The 12,264-nt window shown below is 57.0% G+C and carries 11 protein-coding genes and 1 pseudogene; 5 read left to right on the plus strand and 7 right to left on the minus strand.

What is annotated here, in order from left to right; genetic code table 11:
* Positions 1-21: 21 nt before the first annotated feature.
* The 7 genes and pseudogenes from H7698_RS14095 to H7698_RS14125 form a co-directional block, all read right to left on the minus strand.
* Positions 22-357 (minus strand): hypothetical protein, encoded by a 336-nt coding sequence (locus H7698_RS14095; protein WP_328803735.1) that lies wholly within the window; start codon positions 355-357, stop codon positions 22-24.
* Between the two features lie 391 nt (positions 358-748).
* The gene (locus H7698_RS14100) at positions 749-937 is read right to left on the minus strand and encodes a hypothetical protein (RefSeq protein ID WP_194691769.1); all 189 of its coding nucleotides are present in this window, start codon (positions 935-937) and stop codon (positions 749-751) included.
* Positions 938-956: 19 nt separating this feature from the next.
* On the minus strand, positions 957-1,250 hold the full coding sequence (locus H7698_RS14105) for a hypothetical protein (protein ID WP_194691770.1): 294 nt from the start codon (positions 1,248-1,250) through the stop codon (positions 957-959).
* A gap of 88 nt (positions 1,251-1,338) precedes the next feature.
* Positions 1,339-2,181 (minus strand): hypothetical protein, encoded by an 843-nt coding sequence (locus H7698_RS14110; RefSeq protein ID WP_194691771.1) that lies wholly within the window; start codon positions 2,179-2,181, stop codon positions 1,339-1,341.
* Between the two features lie 418 nt (positions 2,182-2,599).
* Entirely contained in the window at positions 2,600-3,886 is a 1,287-nt protein-coding gene (locus H7698_RS31730) for a tyrosine-type recombinase/integrase (RefSeq protein WP_050483079.1), read from the minus strand.
* Positions 3,887-4,224: 338 nt separating this feature from the next.
* Positions 4,225-4,530: pseudogene (locus H7698_RS14120) on the minus strand (BRCT domain-containing protein); the annotation flags it as partial.
* 21 nt (positions 4,531-4,551) lie between these two features.
* Positions 4,552-5,490 (minus strand): cyclase family protein, encoded by a 939-nt coding sequence (locus H7698_RS14125; protein WP_194691772.1) that lies wholly within the window; start codon positions 5,488-5,490, stop codon positions 4,552-4,554.
* Between the two features lie 623 nt (positions 5,491-6,113).
* Between H7698_RS14125 and H7698_RS14130 the strand changes: the two genes are divergently transcribed.
* The 5 genes from H7698_RS14130 (at position 6,114) to H7698_RS14150 (ending at position 12,075) form a co-directional block, all read left to right on the plus strand.
* A complete protein-coding gene (locus tag H7698_RS14130; RefSeq protein WP_194691773.1) occupies positions 6,114-6,476 on the plus strand; it encodes a DUF6124 family protein in 363 nt (120 codons plus the stop codon).
* Positions 6,477-6,993: 517 nt separating this feature from the next.
* The gene (locus H7698_RS14135) at positions 6,994-8,457 is read left to right on the plus strand and encodes an OmpA family protein (RefSeq protein ID WP_194691774.1); all 1,464 of its coding nucleotides are present in this window, start codon (positions 6,994-6,996) and stop codon (positions 8,455-8,457) included.
* Positions 8,458-8,474: 17 nt separating this feature from the next.
* Complete coding sequence (locus H7698_RS14140) at positions 8,475-10,283, plus strand: hypothetical protein (protein ID WP_194691775.1); 1,809 nt, start codon at positions 8,475-8,477, stop codon at positions 10,281-10,283.
* Complete coding sequence (locus tag H7698_RS14145; RefSeq protein WP_235992842.1) at positions 10,283-11,116, plus strand: hypothetical protein; 834 nt, start codon at positions 10,283-10,285, stop codon at positions 11,114-11,116. The genes H7698_RS14140 and H7698_RS14145 overlap by 1 nt, the downstream gene beginning before the upstream one ends.
* A gap of 53 nt (positions 11,117-11,169) precedes the next feature.
* Positions 11,170-12,075 (plus strand): hypothetical protein, encoded by a 906-nt coding sequence (locus tag H7698_RS14150; protein ID WP_194691776.1) that lies wholly within the window; start codon positions 11,170-11,172, stop codon positions 12,073-12,075.
* Positions 12,076-12,264: the final 189 nt, after the last annotated feature.

Below are 12,264 nucleotides of genomic sequence, written 5' to 3' on the forward strand. Positions count from 1 at the left end.
GCCAGGGTGAATCGGTGACGGTCAGTCTTGCGTATCCAGTTCCACGGCAATCTCAAGCAGCACGCCGACGTGGGCGAACAGGGGCCACGTCGGGTTCTGATCCACGAACGCACGGAACGAGCGACACCCCGTTACGGCGTACACGTCACGGATGGTCAGGCCGAGTCGCTCAGCGAATCGACCGAGGCGGCCACCGGTGACGTACCATGCAGGGAGATGAATGCCACGGGCACCCGCCAGCTCTCGCCAGTGCGTCTTGTCAGCGAAGTCGAGTTTCAGGTTCTCACGGGCGTAGTCCTGAGCTCTTTGCCGTGCGGCATTGGCGAGGCAGGTATCAAGGTTCTGCCGGCGATTCACGGAGTACGTGACAGTGAATCGGGATGGGGTTTGGATTCTTGCAGCGGGGACGGCACAGCCGGTTGTGTAGTGCATTCTGTTACCTCGTAATTATGGGTAGTTACTGGCCCTCACAGCACGATTAGACGCGCTGACTCGTAGGACATAGATAGGTACATCAGGGGTTTACAGCGCAGCAGGCTGTGCAGCGACAGCCGGGAACTGGGGTGTTTCGATCAATCGGCGGGGTATACGTCAGGCGTATTCAGCGATTGGGATCAAGCAGGTGGTCAGGGCGAACAGGAAGCCGCGTTGGCTTCCGTGCGAATAGGTGCCAGAGCCCGCGAAGGAGTACGCGTCTCTGGCGGCTACATCCGACGACCAATCGGATATAGCGGAGAAAGGGTGCCGGTCAGCCTTTGGCCTTGAATGGGATGAACCCGGCTTTACGCTCCGTGAAGTACTCCACAGCGGTTTCAACCGAGCAGCCTAAGGCAGACTGCAACTCGGTGATGCTCAGGCCGTCAGCGATGAGTCGCCGGGCTTGGGCATCCTGTGAGATACCCGAGTCGTCAATGATTACTACGGGTGTACGTTTCATACGTTTGCTCCAGTGGATGCTAAGCGGCGGTTCCGTACAGGGCGACCAGCTCAGCATTGGCAACTTCATTCAGGTCGAACAGGTACGCGTTTGAGTTCTGGACTTCACGGGCTGTCATCCCCGGTCCTGCACTAGCCCATACAGCTCTGTCCCGCTCACACAGGATCGCAGTTAGGTGCTCGTACTGCGCATCCATGCATTCCGCAGAGACGCACCCCTCTTGCTCCATCGAGTGAATCAGGACGGCTAGCGGCTGGGCAAGGCTGGTAAGGCTTTCGGCATAATCGTGTGCAAGGCTTTGGCGGGTGTTCATTCGGTATCCTCGGGTCAGGGAAGTGAGTTCTGCTCTTGTTCTTTACAATGAAACTCGACGGTTTTGGGGTGTGACAAGTGTGACAGCGTCACACCTTGGCACGACTCAGATGCTTGCGAACAGTGGCCGGATTCTGGCCCAGCGCCCGACCAATCTCAGACGCGTTCCTTCCTGTCGCCTTCAACCGTAAAGCCTCGGTCTTCCAGTCGATACCATCCTCGACCATCTCGATACGCTTATCATGGCTAGCGAGCTTTGCTTTCAAATCGGCAACTTCAGCGGCCATGCGTTTCTGCTCGGCTTGAATCGCGGCCAGCACACCTAGACCAGCGTGATAGCAGTCGCGGACTTTGCCAAGGCAGCTTGCCGTGGTGCCGTGGTGCATGCCTGCTGCTGCCTGCATTCCAGTTTCGACTGTCTTCATAACGTCATGCCCTTTCAGCGACTCAAGCGCGGTTTCATTCATGGCGGTACGGTCGTACCGGGCGATTGCTCTGGCGTCATCAGCGGATACGCCGACTCGCTCAAGGTAATGGTTCGTGCGCAGGCGGGTGCCCGCTTGAATGTCGTCCAAGCCTTGGCTGATAACTCGGGTGTGGGCTTCCTGACTCAACCACGGGCGGCGCTTCAATCCGAAGTCAGCCGCGTCTTGCTTGTTCTCGGCGCTGCGCTGGCGTACACGCTCTTGGCGGCGCTGCCAGTACGTCTGCCCGTTGTGCATTGCCTTGCCCGACTCACCGGCGAACAGATCCACGGCTCGCTTGTACTCAGGCGACTGTGACAGGAGCTGCATGTTGATTGCTTTGCCTTGTACTAGCTCATTCCAGAACAGCGTTTCCATGTAGTTCAGTCCGTCCGGCGGTGCGGACGCCTCGAACATCGGGTCATCTGCAAACATCGGCTCCAGGTCGTTCGTGTTTAATTCGGTCAATTCTTCGGTCTCCTTGCGTTGGTCTTCCTCTCGGTCGGTGGTTCTTGCAGAGGGTGGGCCGCAGCGCAGTGCAGTCGCTTTCTCTGGGACGTTGAGTGCGGATCTATTGCTTGCGGATCGAACGAAGCGGTTACTAGCCTTCTCTCCCTTCAAGGCACTAGCTATTGCAGAGTCGTTGCTAGCCTCTCCCTTCCACTAAGTAACTAGGCAAACGACAAAACGGCTATAGCCCTTGTAATACGTGTCTTGTAGCTGCCTCGTCATCCTTCCCTTTCCACTAAATGCGATTCTATTGCTAGCCTTCTCCCCACTGCGGAGTGTCCTTCTATTGCGAAGGCTCTAGACCGGTGCGTTGCTGGGTGTGCACCCTCAGCTTGGGATCAGCGCCCGCACCTTCTCCAGCAGCTCACGCGGTGTCCTACGCGGGCAGCATCCGGCGCCACTCATCCACGAACCGATACTCGGTGAGCTCCTGCCCAGTGTCCTTGTCATACCCATGCATCGGGTCTTGAGTCGCGTACAGCATCTCGCCCCATCGCGTCAGGGCTTCGCGTTTCTCTTGATCGTAGCTGTACCGGTCGTACACCGCCGAGACGGACGGGTCAGTGTGATTCAGCACTTTCATCAGGATCAGACGGGGATACCCAAGGCATGACAATGCAGTCGCTACGGTGCGGCGCAGGTCGTGTGGGGTGAATGGCGCCAAGTTATTGAAGAACCGATCAGGGGCGAACTCATCGCGGAGGGCGTGCGCGGGGGCAGTGTCGATGACCGGGCTACCGGGCTTGCGCAGGCTCTCGAACACGGGGCCGGTTTTACCCGTCTCGGGCTTTCCGATCAGATCCAGTACCAGGTTATCGAGTGGTACGCGGTGTGTTCTTCTGTTCTTTGCTACAGCGGCGGGGATAGTCCACCAGTACCCATCGGATTCATTTGAAATATCCTCCCACCGCATCGCCAGCACTTCACCCTTACGCTGCCCGGTGAGAAGCATCACGCCAAGGGATTTCCGCACCGGGGGAGTCGCCTTAATCCAGTCAGTCGCGGTTACAGCAGCGTAGAACGTTTGGATTTCCTCGAATGAAAGCACGCGCTCTCGGCTACGTTCCCGATGCTGACGGCTAACGCCAGCGACCGGCGATTCATTCAACTCGCCCCGCTCCACTGCCCATGCAAACATCTTGCGCACCACGGCCAATAACCGGTTAGCCGCTACCCCGGCCCCGGCGTCCACCTTCTTGTCTATCAGCGCGACAATCTCACGCCGTTGAACATTCTTCGCCAGCGTGCGCCCCAGCGTGGGCACCACGTCGCGCAGTAGTTGCCGTTCATCCTCACGCCACGAACGTTTACGCGGCTTCGCGTACCGTTCTATGTAGCTGGTGCACAACTCCTGAACTGTCAGCGCCTCCTTGTTCTCGACTCGAAGCGCTATCTTTGCGGCGGCGGGGTCCCTGCCGTCTTTCACCGCCTCAGCGGCCTTCGCGTACGCGAGCCTCGCCTCCCGGCAACTCATTCCGGGGAACTTCCCGAGGGTCAAACGCCGCACCCGGCCCTCATGGCGATACATGTAACACCAGCTAATGACCTTGGAAACGCGCACGCCCAGACCGGTATTGCCCTCATCCCAAATATCGAACCGCGTTTCTGCTGGCTTTACCGTCCTCAGAAACGCATCTGTAAGCACCTTTTTAACACCTGCCACGGCACTATCTCCTGTTACCCCGAATTATCTCAGGGTAACACTGGAAGCACCGTAAACACTAAGGGATACAGGAAGGGATAGAGCAAACACTGGGAATACGCCCGACTCCCGCGACTTGTAATCAGTAGGTCCCGGGTTCGACTCCTGGTGCCGGCACCATACAAAACGAAGCCCCTGCAGAAATGCAGGGGCTTTGTTGTTTCTGGAATATCAATTTCTATCCACCCACGCGCCCCTGTAGGAGTGAGCCTGCTCGCGATGAGGCCATCAAACCCACCGCCAATCTGCCGACCAAAACACTGGTTTACCCTACCCAAGACACCTGGAACAAACCAACCTCAACCAAACAGCACCTTTTGCCAATGATCCTCACCCACAATGGCAATCGAAGCCCCCGCCTCCCGTAACTCCACAGCCTTCATGATCTTCGTCCCGTAAGTGCTATGGCGCCACTGCTCATTACCCACGCTACCCACCACCAGGTAATGCACCTTTTTACTCACACCTCCCCCAATCACCCCCCCTCGTTCTTCGACCAGCGCCTGACAATCCTTACGCGGCCCATAGGCCATGACGCCAGTGAAGACAAACACCCGGCTGTCCCACACCAAATCGGGGATTGGGGAGTTGAACGGCTTTTCCGTCATCCCCTGGCGTACGGTCTGTCAGTGAATGGCGACCGGGTTAATGTTGACCTGGGTCGAACCCTTGTACAGTGGCTGGCCGAGGACAAACATGAACTCCCAAACCTTGTCTTTCACCAGCGCGCGGCTGTCGATGAGTTCCAGGTTGTAGATGCCGTTCTTGGCCAGCATGTACTGGTTGACCGGGAATTCCTGGCCGTCTTTGGCCGGGTAGATTTCTGAGGCCCAAGTGTCACCACCGAACGCGACGATCTGCTTATCCACCAGCCATTTGGCGGCTGCCATGCCGATGCCCGGCTCTACGGCGAGGAATTTTTTGTTGTCCTTGCCCAGCAGTTCCAGCCAGCCGGTGTTGAACAACACCACATCGCCCTTCTGGATGGTAATGCCTTGCAGGTCGAGCGCTTTCTGGATGTCGGCAACGGTGAATTCGGTTTTCTCCGGCACGATTGGCGTGCCGTACACGGCGGTCATATCCAGCACCACGCCACGTGTAACGATGGGCGGGACCTTCTCGATGCCGAGTTTTGTCACGCCTTCTACGGTCACGAAATCGGCGGCGCGATTGCCGTTGTAATAGACGTAGTCGATGCCTATATGGCCGATGCCGTTGAGCTGGGTGCCAACGCCTGTCCAGCCCACCACCAGTTCATCATTGAAGGTGAATTTGTTCGGGCCCATTGTCGTGCCGCCCGCCTCGCCCGGCTGGACGTTAGTCAGGTTGAAACTACGATGGCGGAAGGCAGGGAGAGTCTTGTCAATGGGTACGGCCAGCGGATAAGTCTTGCCGGTCTTGATCAATTTGGCGGCGTTAAGCACCGAGTCGGCGTTCAGCAGGTTAAGCGCGCCGATTTCATCATTGGCTCCGTATTTCGACGGGTACCACTTTTCGGCATCCGCGGCCTGGGCAGCACTGACGGTGAAGAGCAAAGCAAAAGGCAATATCAAACGATTGAGCATGGGGGCGTCCTCATGGGGTTGCAGTGCATCCAACGTACACAACCTGTTTGTGGGGAAACAGAGAGTTGGGGGCAATACATTTGTTCTGGATAGTCACGAGTAACGCGAGTGCTATAGGAGCGGCTTCGGAAGGTGTGTTCCCGGAACGCTTACGCAGAGATTAAAACGCGACACTCAATCCATAATCTGGAAAATCAAAAAACGTAGGAAGTTTCTTTATTAGTTGTCAGAAATGTTCGCCGAGTTTCTCAAATGACATATCTACCGCGCGATTAGCGCAGTTTGTTTAATCCCGCCCCCCGTCACTTCCAGAAAGCTACAAAACCTTGCGGCATTGCTTACGGTTACTCCAGAATCCGCCGGCTTGTGCGGCTATACCCCGAGTTCTATCGTTGACCTGCCGCTGCTCATCAGTGGTCGGGCTTAGCGGCTCGCGGTATTTCGCTTGCACGTGCATCCATCCCAAAGGTGTTCCACATACCTGCGGTTTGATGGTGGCTGTACGCAGGGCGCCTTCGGGCGCACCGGCTTTGCGAAGTTCCCCGGTCCGCTAACCTGCGTGCAGCTGCCACCCTTTTCTCTTAGCGGAAGAAAAGGCATGGCACCCTTTATGGAACTTTGAAATGCGCAAGCTGACACCTGATCCCCCGAATAACAGCAACGCCTCCGAGCCCGAAAACCCCAAATCTGAAACGCTCGAACAAGCCCCTTACTGCAATTGCAATGAACGACACTCCTGCGTCGCCAATATCAAAGCCACACCGCGCACACCTTCCACGATGTTAATCGTCAACCCGGATATCGACGTCCAAACCCTTTTGGGCTGCGTGAGCGAGTCACTGGCATCCGCCAGCGTCATCACCATGGATGTTGCAGACCGTGAGACCGGGACAAGTCGCAACTCTCTGCTGGGTGTTCACCAGATCCTGATGGTTGCAGAACTCTCAGTGAATCGGGCGCTCGACCAACTCGACCCTATTGATTAAAACGCCGCAAACAAAAGCGACAGCTCTCTTTTCAACCCTACAAAAACGAAGCCCTCGCAAAACGACGAGGGCTTCACAGTTTCGACCCCACGCTTGCCCCTCCAGCATTCGGAACCGCATCCCCCCACCCGCATTCACAGAACAGTTCCACCGCTTTTCTGCATATCACAGTGCCATCACCACTCAATTCCGAAGTATCATGCCCAAGGAAGCTTCGCCCCACCCCAAAGGCTTTCCCGCTTCACCCGATACGTCGCACGCTGAGCGACACCAAAAGACACGGATGTGTCACGGCGTCATGCCTGTACTTATATGGATATTCCCGACATGGGCTTTCGCCTCGCAAAAAATCTCATTCCTGCGCCTGGAGCCGTGCTAATCGCACACCGCTCGGGCTTCTGCTTGCCTGTAATTCCATGGAAGTTGCCAGATGCTTTTGAATCGTGTCTTGAGACCCACTGCGCTCGCCGTTGCGATTGCTGTTGGCCTTAGTGGTTGCGCGCACGTCGATAATTACATGGGTCAGTCCTCGGGGACGAGTGCCTGTGTGGCCGGTGGCGCTGTCGGTGCCGTGTTGGGTGTGGCCGTTGCTGCCTTGAGCAAAGGTGACGCCAACGCCTATGCCAAAGGCGCGTTGATCGGCGCGGGTGCGGGTTGTGGCGTTGCGCTGCTGTACCGCGATCGCGTGCAGAAGCTGCAGGCAGTGGCTAAAGAAGAAGGCCTGGTGATGCAGGTCAACGAGCTGAATGCCAACGTCGCCGCCACGCCTACTGCCGCGCCAAGCATGCAAGCCGTTGGTGTCGAAGCGCAGGTGCAGTCTTCCGAAATGTTTGCCGTGGGGTCGGCCGAGCTGACACCCGATGGTCGTCGGAAACTGACTCGCCTGGCTGCCACGTTAGCCGACAAGCAACCAGGCTCAGCGCCACAAACGCCTAAGGCGCTGAAGAAAATCCTGGTAGTTGGGCATACCGACGCGACAGGTGCTGCTGAATTCAACCAGAAACTCTCCGAGCAACGCGCTCGTGCAGTGGGCCAGATCCTGGCCGATGCGGGCATCGCTCGTCAGGACATCTATTACCAGGGCGCCGGTGCGTCCCGCCCGCTTGCCAGCAACGCCACGGAACAAGGTCGTACCGAGAACCGTCGTGTCGAGTTTGTCGAAGTCGACAACGAAAAACTGCTGGTCGAGCGCGTCCGCAGTGAGCGCAGCAACGCCAAGTACCTGGCTCACGGCACAGCCCCGGTGACCTCAGTCAAACCTGCGGTGGCTAAAGCGCCAGCGACCAAGAAGCCTGTGATCGTCGCCAGCAAGAAACCTGCGGTAGACGCACAGGAACCGGTTGCTCAGGCCCCTGAAACAAAAACACCTGCGTCCATTACATCGCCCGCTGTTCCACTGGACGGCAAAGGTGGTGTCGACTTCGGCGGCAGTGCTGTGACCACCACGCGCTCGGTTCTGGCGATGGGGATTACTCCGAAAAGCTCACCGTTCGCGCTGATCGGTACGGCTAACGCTGCTGCGCCGTTGAGCTCGTGTGTTGCTGATCTGCCCCGCATCGAGGGCCAAGTGAAGAGCCTGGCCGATGACAAGCCGCTGAACGAGTTCGCCACCAACGAGTTCTTTCCAGGCCTGACCGGCAAGCCGTGGGCCACTGCGGTTAACGGGCACTCCGTCACCGTCGGCCCGATCGCTGTGTTGCGTGATGACGCCAAAGTCGCTCAAGCGCCAAAAATGCAGTTCATCACCGACTACGCCACACCGCAGAAGAAGCAAAGCCAGGCCTTCGCCTCTGTCGCTAACACTTACGAAGGTGAGACCCAGATCCTGTACCGCGTGTTTGCTGTCGACCAGAACAAGTCGCCGGTGACGTGCATGGACATCGTTTTCGACAAGCGCGCTGGTAGCGCCGTCGCAGGCGAAATTTATTACCCGAAACAGGGTGACGCTTACGTCGCTCAGTTCACACCCAAGCGCCGTTAAGCCTAGAGGTACACACAATGCTCGAAATTTTCCGCTCGTTTTTCACGGCGTACTGGTACGTGATCATCCCGGTGGTCTTTACCGTCCTGCTTTCAATCCCGGTGATTGTTTACTGGTCGTCCTTTAAATACTGGTTGATGAAGGTCCGTATTCGACTGCCGGTGTTTGGCCGAATCAGACACTGGGTCAAGCATCCTGGCGAGAAAGAAAAGCCAAGCGAAAACAACACCCGGCCTATCGGTTTTCTTTCGTCCGAACGTGAGTTGTGCTCGTTCTACGACAAGTACTACCGGGACCACCAGCCTTCGGAAGCCAACTTCCGGCGCTGTCAGAATTACCTCGGCAAGGTCCAGGAAGCGGATCGCCGGGAAAAAGGCCTGGGCCTTTGGGCACTGATTATTGTGTTGATGCTGATCGAGGCCACGGCGTTCGGTTTCGCACTGGCACCGTTCGCCCTGACGCTGGCCACTCCGAACACCGCATTGGCGGGTGCTTTCGCGATCGGTCTGGTGATCTCGATTATTGGTTTGTTCCTGTCCGAATTCGCCGGGCGCGCGCTCTACAAGAACCACATGGTCGATAACATCATGTCGTACGAAAACCTGCGCCGTAATGGTTCGGGCGGCGACATGATCAGCACTCACATCATCACCATCGACAACACCAATGACGATGACGGTGATGCGCCTTATCAGCAGTTGCTGAACCGCATGAAAGTGAATAAAAACGGCGACATGCCGGCCAAGCGTTACACCATGCTGATTGGCTATGGCATTTTCATCGTTGGTTTGGCAGTCGCTGCGTTCTGGGTCCGGACCGAAACACTCAACGCCCAAGAGTCTGATCTGATCGCCAACCCGCCTGCGCAGGTCCAGTCGGCTGACGACTTCCCGGCAGCGGACGGCGTACCGATTCCCGATGACATGCAAGCCCTGTCCGACAGTGCTGCCGGCAAATCGGCCCAGGATCAGATCGATGCGTTGCACCGCGCATCCCTCGTGACCTTCGCTGTATTGAGCGGCCTGTTTATCTTCATCCAGGCGAGCTCGACCTACCTGGCGTTCATCTTCGGTTTTGCCGGCACACATTCACGCAAAGCCTGGGAACGGACACACAAGTTCTCCAGCGCCGACGACTTCATGCGCTACCACGCCAGCAAGGCGCGCGATGTGGCCAACGATGCACAAGCGTCCTTGGGCATGCTTCAAGGTTTGCAGATGAAAGTATTCCGGGTTGGCGGCAATGATCTGGATGCGTTGCGTTCGGATTTGCTGAACCGAACCTTCGAATCGTACATCGCTCAGGAAGACAACAAGGCCAGGGGCAAAAAGAGCCGCGACGTCATCGAGACTTACTTCAAGAAACTCATGGCCGACCTGTCTGCCGCCATTGAAGCGGGCGACAACGCCAAGATCAACGAACTGATCTCGGTCGCCACCCCGCGCTTTAATCAAATCGACACCAACGACCCTACGCTGGCCGATTTCAAAACGCAGTTCGCCAGCCTGAGCATCTTCCACACCAAACCGACGGCTGCACCAGCACCAACACCCGTCGTGACACGGGTCGAAGCATCCGTCATCGAAGTGGCCGTTGCCGTTGAGCCAGCTCCGGCTCCAGTGCCGGCGCCAGCTCCAGCTCCAGCTCCAGCACCAGCACCAATCGTCGCCCCGACCCAGGCGGCCGCCTTCGATCACAACGCCTTCGGTGATCTGACCGGATACGAAGAGGACGACATCGACTACGTTGCCGGCAAAAAAGGCGTGGACGCTGCGATCATCCGCCGTGCCCGCAAACTCCAGCTGCTCGATAAGTCGGAGGCCTGATGAAGTTCAAGAGCCTGATCCTGGCTCTGGCATTTGCCCCCGCTGCCCTCATGGCAGCGGAGCGCAACGACGTGCCGAGCTGCTACGCCCAAGCCAAGATCGAAGCGTTTCGCAGCGCGCCCTCCGGCCGCATGCTGACCGTCGTCGTGGACCAGACAACACCCTTGACCCCCGACCTGCAAAAGACCGCCTGGGGCCACATCAAGCGCTTCATGCAACCGGGTGACAAGCTGCGCCTGTACTCTTTCAGCGCTTATCTGGAAGGCCACTACACGCGCCTGCAATTCGCTGGCGAACTTGAGAAACCCATCGACCCTGCGGTCCTGGGCGATGTGCCGATGATGGCCAGCCGTAAGTTCGACGGGTGCTTGAGAGGCCAGTCCGCGGCACTGTTTCAGCGGTTCGGAAAAGCCTTTTCAAGTGCGATGGGTAAATCGAGTTCGGACATTCCCCGCAGTGAAATCCTGTTCAGCCTGAAGTCGATCGGTGATGACATCAAGACCGCTGAAGGTGTCAACGAGCAGGTCATTTTGCTGATGTCCGACATGCTGGAATACAGCGATTTCGGCAGCTTCTACACCAACAACGGCATACGTGAAATCAACCCTGGCGTCGAACTGGCCAAGGTCGAAAAGCAGAACCTGCTGGCCGATTTCTCCGGCGCTCGGGTCTACGTTCACGGGGCGGCATTCGTGCCGACCCAAATCAAGAACGGCTACCGCAGCGGCAAGATGATCCAGAACCTGGAAGGTTTCTGGCGTCTCTATTTTGAGAAGTCGAACGCGCAACTCAAGGGGTTCGGCAACCCTGAGTTGACCATCGCAGTCGAGTGATTGATGGGCCGCCCGAGGGCGGCCTTTTCATGGGTGAGTAATAAGGAGCGAACATGAGTCTCTGGGGCGACCTTAAGCAAAAAGCCATAGATGCCAACCCTGAACTGGCCTCCAAGGCCGCACAGGCCCTGAACAAAGCCAAGGACCTGGCGATTGAAGCCGGTCAGAAGGCCGCGCCGGTGTTGAAAGAGGCTGGCGAGAAAGCCGCTGCCTACGCTCAGGAAAAAACGCCGATCGTTAAGGCTCAAGCCCTGAAGGCGATCGAAGACGCAAAGATCCGTCGGGCCGAACTTCAGGTGCAAGCAAAGAACGATAAAGCCGCACGTGATGAAATGATCCGCACGATGTATGACATCAGCCTGTCTCCCGAGGATGAACTGTTCATCGATGAACCCTTCAACCATTACGGGCGTCAATTCAACTTTTTCATCATCACTGGTGAAGTACTGGACAGCCAGAAGCGTAACCAGGTGCACTTGCATGCCGGTCACTCTCATAGTTCTGGTGGCGGGTACATCAGCAATGGCAGCGGTTATGTGGGCGGCGGTTCATCGTCGTCTTACGTCAGTAGCCGTAATGTCGAAGAACACGAGTTCTGGGTCAGGCTGCAAGACGGTAAAGAGTCCTGCTTTCAGTTCGCCGACAAGAACGTTCGCATCCGCGAAGGCCAGATGATTTCAATGCTCTTCATGCGGCCGGCTGATAACGATACCGGGCAAATGGTCTCGCTCTACAACCACAACGCCGACCAGTACCACATCATCTTTTCCCCGGCGCAGATCAACCAGATGTTCAACCTTTATACGGTTGAGCCCGGGTTCTTCAACAAGAACGAGGTGTTGACGACACGTAGCCGACTGCTGCTTGCGCTTGATCAGCGGCTGGAACAACTAAAGGGCTACATTGCCCGGTATGAAAAGCCCGTCATGATGATCCAGGCGCAAGAGCGCCAGGAATAGTTTTCAAGATGCGTTTTTATAACAAAGCCCTCGACATCAGGCGTGCGTTCCATCGACGTGTCGTTGCGGACGACATGTTCACAACACATGTTCTCGAAATGCGATTTCGGCGACATGACATATTCAAACGACAATGGAGCGCCCTGAAACAAAAAACCCCGAACCAGTCGGGGTTTTCTTCAAGCTGAA

Source organism: Pseudomonas sp. p50(2008), assembly GCF_015351605.1.
In the GTDB taxonomy this organism is placed as follows: Bacteria; Pseudomonadota; Gammaproteobacteria; order Pseudomonadales; family Pseudomonadaceae; genus Aquipseudomonas.

What these genes read in the sequence shown, in the direction of transcription:
- H7698_RS14145 (WP_235992842.1), top strand. Translation starts at nt 10,283, where the DNA reads ATGAAGTTCAAGAGCCTGATCCTGGCTCTGGCATTTGCCCCCGCTGCC.
- H7698_RS14150 (WP_194691776.1), top strand. Translation starts at nt 11,170, where the DNA reads ATGAGTCTCTGGGGCGACCTTAAGCAAAAAGCCATAGATGCCAACCCT.
- H7698_RS14135 (WP_194691774.1), top strand. Translation starts at nt 6,994, where the DNA reads ATGGGTCAGTCCTCGGGGACGAGTGCCTGTGTGGCCGGTGGCGCTGTC.
- H7698_RS14125 (WP_194691772.1), bottom strand. Translation starts at nt 5,490, where the DNA reads ATGCTCAATCGTTTGATATTGCCTTTTGCTTTGCTCTTCACCGTCAGT.
- H7698_RS14140 (WP_194691775.1), top strand. Translation starts at nt 8,475, where the DNA reads ATGCTCGAAATTTTCCGCTCGTTTTTCACGGCGTACTGGTACGTGATC.
- H7698_RS14100 (WP_194691769.1), bottom strand. Translation starts at nt 937, where the DNA reads ATGAAACGTACACCCGTAGTAATCATTGACGACTCGGGTATCTCACAG.
- H7698_RS14105 (WP_194691770.1), bottom strand. Translation starts at nt 1,250, where the DNA reads ATGAACACCCGCCAAAGCCTTGCACACGATTATGCCGAAAGCCTTACC.
- H7698_RS14130 (WP_194691773.1), top strand. Translation starts at nt 6,114, where the DNA reads ATGCGCAAGCTGACACCTGATCCCCCGAATAACAGCAACGCCTCCGAG.